Source organism: Clostridioides sp. GD02377 (genome assembly GCF_045899875.1).
Lineage (GTDB): Bacteria > Bacillota > Clostridia > Peptostreptococcales > Peptostreptococcaceae > Clostridioides > Clostridioides difficile_A.
Genome location: NZ_JBJODA010000011.1, coordinates 134,995 through 151,878, shown reverse-complemented (window position 1 = coordinate 151,878; position 16,884 = coordinate 134,995). Strand labels below are relative to the sequence as shown.

At 27.9% G+C, this 16,884-nt stretch carries 12 protein-coding genes, 1 pseudogene and 1 riboswitch; of the genes and pseudogenes, 10 read left to right on the top strand and 3 right to left on the bottom strand.

Annotated elements, in window-relative coordinates; genetic code table 11:
- Positions 1-235 precede the first annotated feature (235 nt).
- From Q3304_RS11710 to Q3304_RS11685, 6 genes are all read left to right on the top strand, one after another.
- The gene (locus Q3304_RS11710) at positions 236-1,225 is read left to right on the top strand and encodes an ATP-binding cassette domain-containing protein (protein ID WP_054271780.1); all 990 of its coding nucleotides are present in this window, start codon (positions 236-238) and stop codon (positions 1,223-1,225) included.
- Complete coding sequence (locus tag Q3304_RS11705; protein ID WP_227832164.1) at positions 1,218-2,072, top strand: ABC-2 family transporter protein; 855 nt, start codon at positions 1,218-1,220, stop codon at positions 2,070-2,072. The genes Q3304_RS11710 and Q3304_RS11705 overlap by 8 nt, the downstream gene beginning before the upstream one ends.
- Complete coding sequence (locus tag Q3304_RS11700) at positions 2,069-2,863, top strand: ABC-2 family transporter protein (protein WP_176702494.1); 795 nt, start codon at positions 2,069-2,071, stop codon at positions 2,861-2,863. Before Q3304_RS11705 ends, Q3304_RS11700 begins: the two co-directional genes overlap by 4 nt.
- A 21-nt stretch (positions 2,864-2,884) precedes the next feature.
- Complete coding sequence (locus Q3304_RS11695) at positions 2,885-3,406, top strand: CDP-alcohol phosphatidyltransferase family protein (protein WP_407814431.1); 522 nt, start codon at positions 2,885-2,887, stop codon at positions 3,404-3,406.
- 250 nt (positions 3,407-3,656) lie between these two features.
- Positions 3,657-5,036 carry an MATE family efflux transporter gene (locus tag Q3304_RS11690; RefSeq protein ID WP_407812391.1) on the top strand — a complete coding sequence of 460 codons (1,380 nt, stop codon included), beginning with the start codon at positions 3,657-3,659 and terminating at the stop codon, positions 5,034-5,036.
- 485 nt (positions 5,037-5,521) lie between these two features.
- A complete protein-coding gene (locus Q3304_RS11685; protein ID WP_054271776.1) occupies positions 5,522-6,235 on the top strand; it encodes a response regulator transcription factor in 714 nt (237 codons plus the stop codon).
- A gap of 175 nt (positions 6,236-6,410) precedes the next feature.
- Here the strand turns inward: Q3304_RS11685 and Q3304_RS11680 are convergent, their stop codons facing one another.
- Entirely contained in the window at positions 6,411-7,949 is a 1,539-nt protein-coding gene (locus Q3304_RS11680; protein WP_074179253.1) for an ABC-F family ATP-binding cassette domain-containing protein, read from the bottom strand.
- Between the two features lie 542 nt (positions 7,950-8,491).
- On the bottom strand, positions 8,492-11,182 hold the full coding sequence (gene mgtA / locus Q3304_RS11675) for a magnesium-translocating P-type ATPase (RefSeq protein WP_407814432.1): 2,691 nt from the start codon (positions 11,180-11,182) through the stop codon (positions 8,492-8,494).
- A 344-nt stretch (positions 11,183-11,526) separates the two neighbouring features.
- Positions 11,527-11,685: riboswitch (M-box (ykoK) riboswitch) on the bottom strand.
- 523 nt (positions 11,686-12,208) lie between these two features.
- Between mgtA and Q3304_RS11670 the strand changes: the two genes are divergently transcribed.
- From Q3304_RS11670 to Q3304_RS11655, 4 genes and pseudogenes are all read left to right on the top strand, one after another.
- Positions 12,209-15,079, top strand: coding sequence for an EAL domain-containing protein (locus tag Q3304_RS11670; protein WP_407814433.1), 2,871 nt, complete (start codon positions 12,209-12,211; stop codon positions 15,077-15,079).
- 358 nt (positions 15,080-15,437) lie between these two features.
- A pseudogene (locus tag Q3304_RS11665) lies at positions 15,438-15,572 on the top strand (Lrp/AsnC family transcriptional regulator); the annotation flags it as partial.
- Positions 15,573-15,893, top strand: coding sequence for an Lrp/AsnC family transcriptional regulator (locus Q3304_RS11660; RefSeq protein WP_407815432.1), 321 nt, complete (start codon positions 15,573-15,575; stop codon positions 15,891-15,893).
- A gap of 72 nt (positions 15,894-15,965) precedes the next feature.
- Positions 15,966-16,550, top strand: a complete 585-nt coding sequence (locus tag Q3304_RS11655; RefSeq protein ID WP_407814434.1) for a DJ-1/PfpI family protein — start codon at positions 15,966-15,968, stop codon at positions 16,548-16,550.
- Between the two features lie 4 nt (positions 16,551-16,554).
- Here Q3304_RS11655 and Q3304_RS11650 read toward each other — a convergent pair whose 3' ends face one another.
- The gene (locus Q3304_RS11650) at positions 16,555-16,878 is read right to left on the bottom strand and encodes a helix-turn-helix domain-containing protein (protein ID WP_054277684.1); all 324 of its coding nucleotides are present in this window, start codon (positions 16,876-16,878) and stop codon (positions 16,555-16,557) included.
- Positions 16,879-16,884: the final 6 nt, after the last annotated feature.

Here is a 16,884-nt window from a genome sequence, read left to right as displayed (position 1 = left end):
GTATTTGAAATATATATTACTTTGTTAAACTATGGTGTAGTAGGCTTTAATCTGCTACGCTTTTATTAATTTTGCATAGTATTATTTTGGTTATAATTATGTTGAAATAGAAAGTATTAACTTTTCTAGTCCACAGGAGTTTTCTGTTTTTGTGCTGGTCAATACATGCACAGAAAAAGGCAGATATACCTGTGGGCTTTTTTTATATAAATTATAAAATATGGAGGTAGTTGAAATGAGTATAATTGAACTTAGGCAGCTGACTAAATCTTATAAAAGATTTGAGAAAGAAGCAGGGCTTATGGGAAGTGTAAAATCTTTATTTAACAGGAAATACACAGAGAAAACAGCTATATCATCATTTGATTTAAAAGTGGAGGAAGGAGAATTTGTTGGATTAATAGGTCAAAATGGAGCTGGTAAAACCACTCTTGTTAAGATGCTAACTGGTATTATTTCACCATCTTCTGGAGATATATCTGTTATGGGTTATTATCCTAATAAATTGGAAAATAGCTTTAAAAGACAGTACGCTATTGTTATGGGACAGAAAAGTCAATTATTCTTTGAATTGACACCAGCAGATACATTTCTTTTATTTAAAGAGTTATATGATATATCTGATGAAGAGTATAAAAGAAACTTGGATTACTTTATCGAATTATTTGATGTATCAGAGTATCTAAACGTTCAAGTTAGGACACTTTCTTTAGGGGAGAGAATGAAAATGGAATTAATAGTAGCCCTTCTACATAATCCTAAAATATTGTTCTTAGATGAGCCAACAATAGGTCTAGATGCAGTAGCACAAAAGCAAATTAGATATTTTCTAAAAGAAGTGAATGAAACAAAGGGAACTACTATTATACTTACTTCTCATTATATGGAGGATATTAAGAGTCTATGTAGTAGAAGTATTGTTGTAGAAAATAGTCATAAAATATATGATGGCTCTACAGAAGAATTGTTTAATCATTTCCAGAAATATAAAAAAATAACAGTTAGTTTCACTGATGAAGCTGATATTAAATTTCCTAAAGATTGTAAAATCATTGAGCAAACGAAGCATAAGATATCAGTAGTTATGCCAAAAGAAAGAGGAAATGAAACTGTTAAATGGATTTTTGATAATTATGATGTCAAGGACGTGATAATTGAAGAAGAAGATATAGGTAATATTGTAGAGAGAATATATAAGAAAGGAAGTGAGGAGTATCGTGAGTAACTACAATCAGGTATATTCTAGTCATTCAATGTTTTATAAATTTAAACAAAATATCCGAAGATATTATGAAGTAGCCAAAATTAATTTTAAAGTACAACTTATCTGGAGATTTGATGTAGTAGTTAATATGATGTTTACTATTATAAAAATTTTATTTGCTTATATCTTATGGAAAGCAGTTTTTGGTGAAAATAAAATAGTTTCTGGTTTTACATTTAATTCAATGTTGTCTTATTACATAATAAGCTCATTTTTATCAGGTATTGATATGTCAAAGAGTACTAGTGAAGAGATATGTAATCGTGTAAAACTAGGTACATTTTCAAAATATATGATTATTCCAATTAATGTTCAAAATTATTTTATTGCTAAAAATTTTGGAATGACATGTTTCTATTTTGTATTTAACATGATTTCTGCTTTTGTATGGATTTTCATATTTAAATTGGATTTTGCTTTTACATCTAATCCAGTTCAAATAGTAATTTCAATCTTAATGATTTTTTTAGGGCTTATTTTTATGATGCAACTCCATTTCTTTATTGGTATTTTGTCATTTAAATTTCTTGAGATTGGTTTTTTTAGAATGATAATTGAAAATATCTCTGAATTTGTTACAGGAACAATGATACCACTTATACTTTTACCAGAAGTTTTAGTAACAGTCATGAAGGTATTTCCATTTTATTATACAACATATTTACCATCTATGTTACTAATAGGAAGAAACAGCAATGAGGCAGTACAAGGCTTGATTATTATATCATTATGGGTTTTGTTCTTTTTTATAGTGAATAAAATCATGTATAAAAGAATGAGAACACTATTTGATGGGGTGGGTATATGATGAAAAAAAATTTTAAAATAATATTTATGTTATTAAGGATGAAATTATCAAAGATGATGGTATTTAGATTTGATTTTTTTGGAGCATTTTTTGTAGATAGTTCACTATTTATATTACAACTATTAATGTTTAATGGTATATATTCTCATATAGACTCAATAGGAGGTTGGCAACATGGAGAGATGTTAATATTTATAGGAACTTTTTCATTAATAAATGCAATAAATATGACAATTTTCTGTTTTGGTATTTATGATATTCCAAGGAAAATTCAAGAAGGAGAGTTAGATTATTATATTACAAAACCAATAGACCCACTATTTAGATTGACATTTGAAAACATTAATATTGGTTCATCTCCATTAATTTTGGCAAGTATACTTATAGTTTTATATGGGGTATCTGAATTAAATCCAAAAATAACTTATATCACAATAATAATGTATATCTGTATGGTATTATTGATGACATTGCTTTTCTATGATGTAGGTATTATACTTCGAACAGTTTCATTTTTTGTTATATCATCTTCTGCTATAATGAGACTAGAAGATAATTTATTACCAATGAACATGAAAATTCCTGGAGTAATATATGAAGGTGTTTTTAAATTATTATTCTATTTAATTTTACCATATGGAATTATGTCAACAATTCCAACTCAAATTTTATCAGGAACAATAACAATGAATGGATTGATATATTCAATCTTAATTGTATTCTTGTTTACATTATTTATGTGGAGATTTTGGAAGTTAGGTATGAAGCATTATAAAAGTGCAAGTAGTTAATAACTTTACAGCTTTGAGGTGATGAGAATTAAAAATATAGCAAATATTATTACTATTTTTAGAGTTATTTTATCAATAGTATTACTTAAAACAGAAGTATTCTCTAATTTATTTTTTATAATCTATATTGTTTGTGGCTTAAGTGACTTTTTAGATGGATATATAGCTAGAAGAATGAATCTAACAAGTGAATTTGGCTCAAGGCTTGATAGCATAGCAGATATATGTTTTGTAATCTCCACATCTGTTATTATGTTTCCCATAATAAATATACCAAAGTATATAGTGTTATGGGTAGTAGTAATTGCTATCATTCGTATTACATCAATAATTATAGTAATTTATAAATACAATACATTTTTTATATTACACACATATGGAAATAAAATATCTGGATTTATGTTGTTCTGTTTACCTTTATTTTATAATCTGGTTAACATAAGTTTGTTTACTAGTATTATTTGTATTGTAGCAAGTATCTCGGCTATTGAAGAAGTAATGATACATATATTTTCTAAAGAGTTGAAAAAAGATACTATATGAATGTTTATAAGTAAACAGGTTTCATGTGATACTAAACAATAAAAACAAGTGTTAGTGATTAAAATCGTAAAATGCTTGGAGTAAAGGTTAAGGAGTTATTTTTAGATATTATGATAACGTATAATAGCAAGATTAATTAAAAATCTATCCAAGTAATTAGATATAATCTTTATGGAGAAAGGAGGTCCTTTAATGTCTAATAGGTTGGATATAATTTTAAATATAAGCAATGCACAAGAGAATGACCTGAATGAGTGATATATCTTATTCAGAAAATCGGAAACAAGATAATCTTCATGCGAAGGATAATTTACTTGCACAAAGATTTAATTTGTTTTCTCTATTAAAATTTGCATTTCCCACTATTTTTATGATGGTTTTTATGGGATTATATACAATTGTTGATACTATATTCGTATCAAGATTTGTTAATACAAATGCTTTATCAGCAATTAATATTGTTTGTCCTATTATTAATATTATAGTTGGACTTGGAACGATGCTTGCTACTGGGGGGAGTGCTATAGTAGCTCGTAAGATGGGAAGCGGTGAGACTGATGAAGCAAATAAGGTTTTTACTTTAATTGTATTATCTGGAGTTGTACTTGGGATGATAATTACTGGTATTGGATTTGTATTTATGGATTATATTATTATATGGTTAGGAGCAAGTGAGATTTTGATTAAATATTGTCGCTCATATCTTCTTATTATTTTGATTTTCGCTTTTGCCAACATATTACAAGTATTATTTCAAAGTCTATTTGTGACAGCTGGAAAACCAAAGTTTGGATTATGGTTAGTAATAGGTGCAGGGTGTACTAATATAATTTTAGATTATGTGTTTATTGTTCCATTACAAATGGGTCTTGGTGGGGCAGCGCTTGCAACTGGTATAGGATATTTGATTCCTACTATTGCAGGGTTAGGTTTCTTTTCAAAAAGTAATGGGGTACTTAGATTTTGTATACCTAAAATAGATAAGAAAGTGTTGTTTGAGACTTGTTTTAATGGCTCATCTGAAATGGTAAGTCAATTATCCACAGCAGTTACCACTTTTTTATTTAATATTATAATGATGAAGTTGATTGGTGAAGATGGAGTTGCGGCTATTACAATAATTATTTATTCTCAGTTTCTCTTAACCTCAATTTATATAGGTTTTTCAATGGGAGTTGCTCCAATAATAAGCTATAATTATGGAAGTAGAAATAATATACAATTAAAATACATTTTTAAAATTTGTATGTTATTTATCTCAATAGCTTCTTTATTGGTGTTTGTGTTTTCTATGATATGTTCACCAAGTTTAGTAGAGATTTTTTCTCAAAGAGGAAGTAATGTTTATAAGATTGCAAGGTCTGGATTTTATATATTTTCTTTTAGTTTTATTTTTTGTGGATTCAATATTTTTACATCATCTATGTTTACAGCACTATCAAATGGAAAAATATCTGCAATACTATCTTTTTTACGTACATTTGGCTTTATAACTATAGGTTTGCTGATATTACCAAATATATTTGATATATATGGGATATGGCTAGCGGTACCAATTGCTGAGTTATTAACCTTATTTTTAACAGTTAGTTTTATATATAAATATAAGAATAAGTATAACTATATATAAATATAAGAATAATCATAGTTAACATATATCTTTTTAACTGTATATCATTTAGCCTAACCACCATGGGAGCTCCAAAATAAAGAGATTACATAACACTATTTAAAGCACCATGAGTAATAAAAACAACTGCTTTTTCTAATATTTTAAGTTATGGTGTAAAGGGATAAATATAAATTTTCTACTAACCCAAGGTAGGGTAGACATGTCCAGAAAAAGGTGAATTTATAAATAAAATTTTCATATATAGTAGGATGATACAATATTTTACTCATTTATCCTATATTCTTTAATTTGACATATTTATGAAACATCGAATTATACTGTGAAATATGCATTGACATGCATATAGTAAATAGTTTTCATTAATCGATAGAGATATATACTTGATTTTATTTAATTATTTGAATATACTTTAAGCAGAACATAGGGAGTGAGAGGGATGAAATAGACAAAAAATAAGAACTCTTTATAGGAGCGATTTTAAAATGGAGACATACTTTAATAAAAAAATATTACTCGTGGATGATGAAAAAGATATAATAGATTTAATTGAAGAAGTACTTATAAATGATGGTTTTAAAAATATTGTTAAAGTCTACAATGGTTTAGATGCTATTTCTTTATGTAAGACAGAATGCCCAGATGTCATTATTCTTGACATAATGTTACCAGATGTGGATGGAATAGAAGTGTGTAAAAAAATTAGGGAGTTCTCATACTGTTCAATTCTTTTTCTTTCATCAAAAGATGATGATATTGACAAAATACTTGGTCTTAGTAGTGGTGGGGATGATTATATAACGAAGCCATTTAGCCCAAGAGAGGTTGTATTTCGAGTTAAAGCTCAATTACGTAGACAACAATACCAAAGCATTATACCATCAGACGATGTATTTATTAAGTTAGGGAATATTACTATAGATACAGAAGGAAGTCGTGTTTATAAAGATAGAAATGAAATTGAGTTAACTGGAAGAGAGTATCAACTTTTAAGTTATATGGCTCAAAATGTAAATAAAATTATAAGTAAAGAAAGATTATATGAACAAGTGTGGGGGGCATATAGTAGCATCTGTGATAATACAATTATGGTACATATACGTCATATAAGAGAAAAAATTGAAAATAATCCTTCAAATCCTAAAATACTTATAACAGTTAAAGGTCTAGGATATAAACTTGTAAATAGAGTTGATTAGAATGGATTTTAATATTAATAGGCACTTATTTATGAGTGCCTATTAATATTTGTATTCTAGTAATAGACTTTATAATCTAGTAGATTCTTATTTTTTAAGTTTCTTAGCAATGAAACTTCAGCCAAAAGATTAATACATGTATTGAAGTATTGATTAAACAATATTACAGATAGATTTATATTAATTGTTTTTCTATATTAAATACCTTATCAATCCAACCTTTATAAAATTTTTCTTCATGAGATACTAGTATGATACTTCCTTTAAACTGTTTCAAGGCATTTTGTAAAGCATCCTTTGTTTCTGCATCAAAATGGTTGGTTGGTTCATCTAGAATCAAAAAATTGCAAGGAGATAACATCATACAACACAATTTAACCTTAGATTGTTCACCACCACTTAGAGTAGATACACTTCTTGAAACATGCTCTTCTTTTACTCCACATTTAGCTAGGTGACGTCTAATCTCTTTTGTATTAAATTTTGGATACTTATCTGCCACTATTTGAAGTGGTGTTTTAGTAGGATTTTCCCATTTTAAATCTTGTTCATAATAACCAATTTTAACTTGTTCTGAAAACTTAAAACTTCCAGCGATACAAGGAATATCTTTAACTAATGTCTTTAACAAAGTTGATTTACCAATTCCATTAAATCCAGTTATAACTATTTTTTGACCTCCATCAACAGATAAATTTAGTTTTGGAAGCAAAGAATAGTAGTAGCCGACTTCAAGATTGGTAACTGTAAGAGCATTTTGAGCAGATATTTCAATCTCTGAAAATTGAACATTTGGTTTTCCTACAAAGCTAGGAGGAGCTATTCTTTCTATTTTATCCAATTGTTTTTGTCTTCCTCTTGCAATTTTTGAATTTACTCCAGCTTTATTTTTACGTATAAATGTTTCTTCTTTTTCTATTTTCTTTTGTTGTGCTTGATATCTTCTAATATAATCCTCTCTTAAATGCGATTTTTGTTTAAGAAACTCTGAGTATTTTCCATGATACTTCTTAATCATACCAAATTCTATATCAAGAATGCCTGTAGAGATTTTCTCTAAAAAGTCAAAATCATGGGAAACTACAATAAATGCTCCAGCAAATGTATTTAAATAACTTGAAAGCCACTCAACATGTTCTTTATCTAAAAAGTTTGTTGGCTCATCTAATAATAAAACTTCATGATTAGAAAGTAGTAGTTTCGCCAAGATTACTTTTGCTCTTTGCCCGCCACTAAGTTCTCCAACTACACGATTCATTCCTATTGAATCTAACCCAAGACCATTTGCTATTTTGTTAACTTCATTGTCTACAGAGTAGAAATTGTTTGCTATTAGTTGTTCTTGATATTCTGATGCCTTAATTAGTAGTTGTTCATTTCCAGACAGAGCACTCTCTTGATATAGCAAATTCATCTCTTTTTCTATTTTATAAAGCTCTTCAAATGCAGAGTGCAAATAGAGGGATATTGTTGTATCTCTATTAATTTCTGCATATTGGTCTAGATGACCAATTTTGATATTAGTTTGCCATTTAATTTCTCCTTCATCTGGAATAACTTCTCCTAATAAAATTTTGATTAAGGTACTTTTCCCTACACCATTTTGACCAACTATACCAATATGTTCACCTTTGAATAAATCAAAGTTAGCTTTCTCATACAGTGACTTATCCATAAAACCTTGTGATAAATTAGTTACTTTTAATAAACTCATAATTCAAACTCCTTTTCTTTTATTAAAAAATTTATGAAAATAAAAAAAGCAGAGGAAAGGCATTCTAAAATGCCGACCTCTGCTTTTGGAAAAACAAAAGGTCATAGACAAGCATTGTTGTCTATGACCAGAAAATCTATATATCTATCGGCAAATAGGCGATTTTAAATAAGCATAGCTAAAAAAACTATACTAACCTATATTTGCCGACGAAGATAGAAAGCTCTAAGCCTCCAGATTAACCTCTACACAACGCTTCATCGTATACATTTGTGTAGAGTTAAGTTTTCTAACAAGTTTAACTAATTCTATATAAATCATAATTATTCACATCCTAATCTTAATTCTAGTTTATTTATATTTAAACTGTACTTTGTACTTTTGGTATCATCTTATTTATTTAAAATATAATTTACTAATTATAACTTAAGTTATGTTATCATAATACATAGTTATAGTCAACAAGAAAATTATTTTCATGTAGTCACTTTGATAACATAATAAATTAAAATTTATATTATTAAGATGAAGGATAGTTTTAATTATAATAATTCTCCATATTTTTTTACAAATACCTTTTTTAATATAGTTACTAAAACCATATAAGATAAAATAGTAAAAATCAATCCAATAAAATATATACCTGGAAGTGGCATCATACCAATAGCATGACCAAGAGATGTATATGGTATAATAGTACCAATCACAATTCCCATTGTTGTAAAAAGAGTTAATTTCCATGAAGCTCGACTTTTAATAAATGGGATGTGTGGAGTTCTTATCATATGAATAACTAATGTCTGAGACCATAAAGATTCTACAAACCATCCAGCATGAAATAGAGATATAAACCCAAGCTGACCTATAGTATCTAAGCTATGAAAACTTCCACCAAATACATTTGGGCATACTACAAAATACATTAGTATATATGTTGTAATATCAAATACTGAACTAGTTGGACCAATCCAAGTCATAAATTTACTTATAGATGATGAATCCCATTTTCTTGGAATTTTTAGATAATCATCGTCTACATTATCCCATGGAATAGTTATACATGAAATATCATAAATTAAGTTTAATATTAAGAGTTGAATTGGTAACATTGGTAAAAATGGCAAGAATGCACTTGCTATTAATACAGAGAACATATTACCAAAATTAGAACTTGCAGTCATCTTTATATATTTTATTATATTTGCATATATTTTTCTTCCTTCAATAGCACCTTGCTCTAGTACCATAAGGTCTTTTTCAAGTAGTATAATATTTGCACATTCTTTAGCTATATCAACTGCGGTATCTACAGATATTCCAACATCAGATGCCTTCATAGCAGCAGCATCATTTATACCATCTCCCATAAATCCAACAATATGTCCATTTCTGCGAAGAGATTCAACTATACGAGATTTTTGTTCTGGAGAAAGCTTTGCAAATATACTTGTATGTTCTACCATTTTATCAAGATTTTTATCATCCAAGCCTTCTATATCTGAGCCAAGCAAGATATTTTCAATTTTGATGCCTACTTGTTTGCAAATACACTTTGTTACTGCATCGTTGTCGCCAGTTAGAACCTTTACATCAACTCCATTTTTAAGTAGAGCTTTTACTGCACTAGATGTACTTTCCTTTGGTGGGTCAAGGAATGCAAGATAACCTATTAAAACCATGTTACTTTCGTCAGAAACTGAAAATTCATCTATAGGTGAAGGATTGTTTTTCTGTGCAATTCCCAAAACTCTCATACCTTTATCATTGTATTTAGAAACTGTTGCAATAACTTCTTTACATATTTCATCTGTCATTAATTGAATCTCATCTTTATACTCAACATGAGTACAGATTGATAACATTTCTTCAATAGCACCTTTTGTGATAAGCTGAGTTTTTCCAAATTTATTTTTAACTACTACACTCATTCTTCTTCTATTAAAATCAAATGGAATTTCATCAATTTTTGTATAATCTCTCCAAAGTTCTTGCATACCATTATCATTTGCATGGTTAATAATAGCTATATCCATAAGATTTTTAAGTCCTGTTTGATGATAACTATTTAAAAATGCATGTCGAAGAATTCGTTTATCTTCTTTTCCATGAATATCAAGAGAATACTCTAAAACTACTTTGTCTTTAGTCAAAGTCCCAGTTTTATCAGTGCAAAGTATGTCCATAGCACCAAAGTTTTGTATAGAGCCTAAATCTTTAACAATAACTTTTTTCTTTGACATAGCAACTGCTCCTTTAGCAAGGTTAGCAGATACTAACATTGGTAACATCTCTGGTGTAAGTCCAACAGCTATTGAAAGTGCAAACAAAAAAGCTTCCATCCAATTACCTTTTGTAAAGCCATTTACAAAGAGAACTATTGGAACCATAATAAACATAAATCTTATAAGTAGCCATGAAACTGAGTTAACACCCTTTTCAAAACCTGTTACAGTTTTTTTGCTTGTTATTTGTTGAGCCATAGAACCAAATATAGTACAATCACCTACTGAAATAACAATAGCTATGGCTGAGCCACTAATTATGTTACTACCCATAAATGCAATATTATCTAAATCAAGTATGTTATTGGTAGTTCCTTTGTAGACATCAGAAAATTTTTCTATTGGCTCACTTTCTCCTGTAAGAGAAGATTGACTAACAAATAAATCTTTGCATTGTAATATACGTACATCAGCTGGAATCATATCACCAGCAGCGATATGAATAATATCTCCTACAACAACTTCTCTTAGTGGTATTTCTATTAATCCTTTAGAATCACGCATAACTGATATAGTGGTATTTACCATATCACTTAGGGCTTGTGCCGCTTTGCCAGAACGAGATTCTTGAATAAATTGTAGCAATCCACTTATAGTTACCATTGTCAATACGATAATGACTGTAGTTGCGTTTTTATCAGTTGGATTTGCTAAAATAACATCTGTGATAAAAGAAATTATAGCTAAAATAAGAAGTACAATAGTGAATGGGTTTATAAAAGCTTTGACAAATTTTTTTATCATTGAGTTACTAGATTTTTGAGTGATTTCATTACTACCATACTTGTTTCTCATTATATTAACCATTTTTTCAGAGTAACCACTATAAGAATTTCTATATTCATTTAATAAAATAGAGTCGTTCATTATAGCTGAATCAAGTATATCTTCTTTTGAAGTTGAATTACATGTAGTTTGTGTAATAAACTTTTTATTTAATTTTTTTATCATGTCTGAGACCTCCTTAAATATTTATCTATTTTTAAAATAAGGAAGTAAAGACATAAGCCTGTGACGAAAAACATCACTAGTTTTAAATTTATTAAAAATAGGGAGAAGAAATAAGACGTACAAAATAGTACAATTCTTCAAATAAGTGACTACTTCGCTCAACAGAGCTTATGTTATTACTACTTCCTGCGTCCATTCTTCTCACCTCCAAAATTCAAAATATATAAATCTAAAATAAGCATTAAAAAATCCCTTATCAAAGCATAAACAATGACAAGGGAATTAAACCTATAATAAAAACAACCAAGGCATAGAAAACCTAAGTATATTTATAATACAGTAAAATATTTAATCATCGTTCAAGCTTTAACTTCATAGGGCAATGAAATTGCATTAGATTATGCCTTGGAATCGACATAGACTGTTGACCTTCTCATAGTGTCTCCACTATTTTGCGGCAGCAACCCGTATCCCTATGGTAGCCTCACCTACCGAGATATTTAATTTATATGAGATTATAATACATAAAAAACTATTTGTCAATACATGAAAAACTACATACACAACCAATATATTATATTCTTTTGACAAAATTATTGTTCCAAATCTTGTATTTGTAGAATTACAATTACCTTTAATATATGCCTTTTTTAAACAAAGCTATATAAAAATTTATTTCTGATAAAATTGTATAATCTATGAATATAATTAAGGCTATTGGCTCCATAATTTTGATATAGTTTTACTATCTTTGTGAAATATTATAACCTGTAGAACTGGCTGAATACTATTGTTGAATTTTCAAGTATGTGCTAATATACATATATAATTGTTGGAAATAAAATAAATGCAAACTTTATATATGAAAGTATACATTTAAAGTAATCATTAAGGATATGTGTTTATATATGATTATATAAACAAGTATACTTTGAATATAATGTAATTAGTGGGATAGTAGTATTATTATGAAAATAATCACAAGTAATTTCAATAAAGACCTTTATAAAGGGGGGAATCAGGTTTGTGTCGATTAAAAGAATTGTTTTTATAATGTCTTTAATTAGCTGTATAGTATTTATGTGTCTCCCAATACAAGCAATTGCTACATCAGAAAAACGTGTTGTAAAAGTAGGTTTTTTTGAGTTCGAAGGGTATCATGAGTATAATGAAACTGGAAATAGAAGTGGGTATGGATATGAGTATCTTCATGAGATTGCAAAGCATACTGGCTGGACATATGAATATGTATCTGGTACATGGGAAGAATGTCAAGCTATGTTAGAAAATGGTCAGATTGATTTGCTTACATCTGCACAGTATACAAAAGAGCGTGCAGAAAGATTTGACTTCTCAGAATTGCCTATGGGAAGTAGTTATGCACGCATTACAGTAAAACGTGGAAATTCAAAATATTTACCAAATGATTATAAAAATTTTAATGGAATAGTGATTGGGCTACTTGATAGTAATAGTAGAAATGAAGATTTAAAAAAATTTGCAAACGAAAAGAATTTTAATTATACATCTAAATATTTCAAGAACCAAGAAGAATTAGAAAGTGCATTGGAAAATGGAAAAGTAGATGCTATATTAACTAGTAGCTTAAGAAAGGCTAAAAATGAAAGTGTAATTGCTCAATTTTCTCCTTCTTCATTTTATTGTATTGTAAAAAAAGGTAATACTCAACTATTACAAGAAGTTAATAACGCTCTAGAAGATATAGAAATGGATAATCCTGCATATAAGTTTAATTTGTACAGTAAGTATTATCAATCTAGTAATCAAAATGAGTTTATTCTTTCTAAAGAGGAACATAATTATCTAAAAAGAAATAATAGTATACGTGTAGTTAGCATGCCAGAATCATATCCACTATCGTATTTAGACAATGGAAAATTTAATGGTATAATATCAGACATGTTTAATTTAATTGTTAAAGACCTTGGTTTGAATATAAATTATATAGAAACCAACTCATATAAAGACTCAATTAATATGTTAAAAGAGGGAAAAGCAGATGTAATATGCTTTTTTAATTCTGATTATGGATGGGCAGAACAGAATGGAATAAAAATTACATCTCCTTATATGGAATTGAATTACAGTGCAATAACTAAGAATTATAGGAATACTGAATTTAATGATATTGCTGTTGTAGATAATGATAAATTTAATGATGAGTATATCAAAAAACGTTATGAGAAAGCAAAGATTAAAAGTTATAAATCTGAAAACTTAGCTATAAATGCAGTAGAAAGAGGCGATGCAGATGTAGCATTTATAAATACATATTCTGCTGAAAATTATATACAAAAAGATTATAATAATTTAAAAGCAATTTTAGTTACTGATTATAAAACCAATATATCTTTAGGTGTTAACCAAGATACAAATCAAGTATTATATTCTATTTTGGATAAAAGAATAAATTCACTTAATAAGGATGAGTGTTCTGAAATTATTGCAAAGCATACAATGTTTCAAAATTATGATACTAGTTTGTCTCAATTTGTACATCAGCATCCAGTTCAGACAGTTTTAGTTTCTTTTTGCTTTTTCTTAATTATAATAGCAGTGCTTTTTTATATAATTGCAATTAATAGAAGACACTCAGTACATATTTTTGATTTAGCATTTAAAGATACAATTAATGGAATTTGGAACTATAACGGATTTGAAAAAGAAACAACAAAAATTTTAGAGAAACATAAAGAGAAGTATTATGCATTGGTTGCTTTTGATATAAAGAAATTTGCTGTGATAAATGAGAATTATGGTAGAGATTCTGGAGATATAATCATAAAAGAAATAGTTTCAGTTTTAAAAAGAATTATAGGTGATACAGCCTTATTAGCTCATGTAAAAGCAGACCATTTCCTTTTTCTTTTACCATATGAGTTTAAAAAGGATTTGGAACTAGTTCTTAACAATATAAATGAAAATATATCATATTTTGAAGTGAAAGGTTTTAGTATTAAAGTCAAACCTAACTTTGGAGTATACAATATTGAAACTGAGAATATTCCTGTAACTAAGGCGATAGATTATGCCGAAATTGCTAGAAGAAAATCAAAGGAAAGTAAATATTCTATAGTCTATTTTGATGAGTCACTTAGAGAAAATCTTAGAAAAGAAAAAGAGATTGTTGATAGGATAGATTATGCATTAGAAAATGAGGAGTTCCAAGTTTATTATCAACCTAAATTTGATATGAGAACAAATAAAATTATTGGAGCAGAAGCACTTGTTAGGTGGAATCATAAAGAGCTTGGTTTTATGAATCCAGGAGAATTTATTCCTATACTTGAAAAGAGTGGTGGAATTATAGATGTTGATTTTTTTGTATTGGATAAAGTATGTAGATTGACTCGTTTTTGGATGGATTCTGGAATTAAACCAATTTCAATTTCTGTAAATCAATCAAGAGCACATTTTCAAAGAAAAGATTATATAAATAGATTACAAAATATACTTGTTAAATATAATATACCTAGAAATATAATTGAACTTGAGATAACTGAAAGTTTGTTTGAAAATGATAGTATATCAAATGATATGATAAAAAAGATTAAAGAGCTTGGATTTTTTATTTCTGTTGATGACTTTGGTTCAGGTTACTCTTCTTTGAATCTTCTAAATCAGGTTTCTGTAGACATTCTAAAAATAGATAAATCTCTATTAGATAACTCTAAAGGAGAAGGGAAGATTATAAGTAAAGTAGTTGAAATGGCAAATGACTTAGGGTTAGAAGTGATTTGTGAAGGTGTTGAAAATATAGAACAGGCAGAGTTTTTAATGAGTATTAATTGTTATTATGCACAGGGGTATTTGTATGCTAAACCTATGCCAAAGGATATGTTTGTTCAGAAGGTGGAGAAGTCTAAAGATATATAGAAATTGTATAAGTATTTAAGTTGTTATAGTAGTATATTAAAGATTATAATAAATAAAATATTTGTGTATGACATATATAAATGAATGAAAAAGTTAAATGTATAGTAAAGGCACTTCATAAATTATGAAGTGCTTTTTATTATTGTAAAAATAAGTAATATATTATGAATAACAAAAATAATAACATTAATTAAATCTTAGATAATCTTAGGTATAATATATGATTTACTTTGAAAAAACTTCAATTTTAAGGTGAAATAATATGATTGTATTAAATTTTATTGAAATAATAAAAATTATTTACTTAATATAACTTATTAGTTAGAATTATACTAAATAATTAAGGAGGTGAGTAGCGATAGATGAGATAGATTTAAAAATAATTAATTCTCTAAAGAAGAATAGTAGAGCCTCAACTTCTGAAATAAGCAGGCAAGTCAATTTATCAATACCAGCAGTATCAGAACGCATAAAGAAAATTGAGCAGTCAAATATAATTCAAAAGTATACTATCCAAATCAATCGAGAAAAAACAAAATATAAACTTTTAGCTTTTATATTTATCAATACTGATTTATCTGAAAGTATGGAAGATTTTAAGCAAACTATATTGAAACATGAGACTGTATTGGAGTGTCATCATATTTCAGGAGAGTATGATTATTTGATAAAAGTATTAGCAGAAGATACAAGTGACCTTGAAGAATTTATATCTGTTACATTAAAAAGAATCAAGGGAATTCAGAAAGCTAATACAACTATTGTTCTATCTACAATTAAAGAAGAAATTAATACATGTAAAAATATTTTTTAAATATATTAGCAGCTAAATATTAAGTATATTACTTATCTTTATTTTAACTAAACTTTAGGAGGAAAATATAATATGAAAATTTTAGTTTTTTTAGCAAAAGGTTTTGAAACTATGGAATTTAGCGTATTTATAGATGTTATGGGATGGGCTCGTAATGATTATGATTGTGATATCGATGTAGTAACTTGTGGCTTTAAAAAGAAGGTTATAAGTACGTTTAATATTCCAATACTTGTTGATAAGACCATAGAAGAAGTATGTGTTGATGATTATGATGCTCTTGCTATTCCTGGAGGCTTTGAAGAGTTTGGATTTTATGAAGAAGCATATGACATGTCTTTTTTAAACTTAATAAGAGAGTTTGATTCAAAAGAAAAGATAATTGCGTCTATTTGTGTGGCGGCATTACCAGTTGGTAAAAGTGGGGTTTTAAAAAATCGTAAAGCTACTACATATCATTTGAAAAATGGTCAAAGGCAAAGACAGTTAAGCGAGTTTGATGTAAATGTAATTAATGAACCAATTGTTGTAGATAAAAATATTATAACTTCATATTGTCCAGAAACTGCTCCACATGTAGCTTTTAAACTTTTGGAAATGTTGACATCCAGAGAACAAATGGAGATTGTTAAACTAGCTATGGGATTTAAACTATAATGAGCTATAGATGTTCTAAGTAATCAGAACCCCAATCACACATACAATCTAGAATTGGAATAATACTCTTTCCAAAATCCGATAGTGAATATTCTACTTTTGGAGGAACAATAGGATAAACAACTCTGATAATTAAACCATCTGCTTCTAATTCACGTAGCTGTTGAGTTAACATTTTAGGAGTTGCTTTAGGAATTAATTTTCTTAGTTCATTAAATCTCAATATAGTGTCTTTAAGATGCCAAAGTATAAGTGTCTTGTATTTACCACCAATCAATGCGAGTGTTGCTTCTATTGGACAACTGTATTCACTAGAACATTTTTTCATTTTTAA

Coding starts and splice junctions, on each gene's coding strand:
- Q3304_RS11710 (WP_054271780.1), top strand. CDS start 236: ATGAGTATAATTGAACTTAGGCAGCTGACTAAATCTTATAAAAGATTT.
- Q3304_RS11700 (WP_176702494.1), top strand. CDS start 2,069: ATGATGAAAAAAAATTTTAAAATAATATTTATGTTATTAAGGATGAAA.
- Q3304_RS11695 (WP_407814431.1), top strand. CDS start 2,885: ATGAGAATTAAAAATATAGCAAATATTATTACTATTTTTAGAGTTATT.
- Q3304_RS11690 (WP_407812391.1), top strand. CDS start 3,657: ATGAGTGATATATCTTATTCAGAAAATCGGAAACAAGATAATCTTCAT.
- Q3304_RS11685 (WP_054271776.1), top strand. CDS start 5,522: ATGGAGACATACTTTAATAAAAAAATATTACTCGTGGATGATGAAAAA.
- Q3304_RS11680 (WP_074179253.1), bottom strand. CDS start 7,949: ATGAGTTTATTAAAAGTAACTAATTTATCACAAGGTTTTATGGATAAG.
- mgtA (WP_407814432.1), bottom strand. CDS start 11,182: ATGATAAAAAAATTAAATAAAAAGTTTATTACACAAACTACATGTAAT.
- Q3304_RS11655 (WP_407814434.1), top strand. CDS start 15,966: ATGAAAATTTTAGTTTTTTTAGCAAAAGGTTTTGAAACTATGGAATTT.
- Q3304_RS11650 (WP_054277684.1), bottom strand. CDS start 16,878: ATGAAAAAATGTTCTAGTGAATACAGTTGTCCAATAGAAGCAACACTC.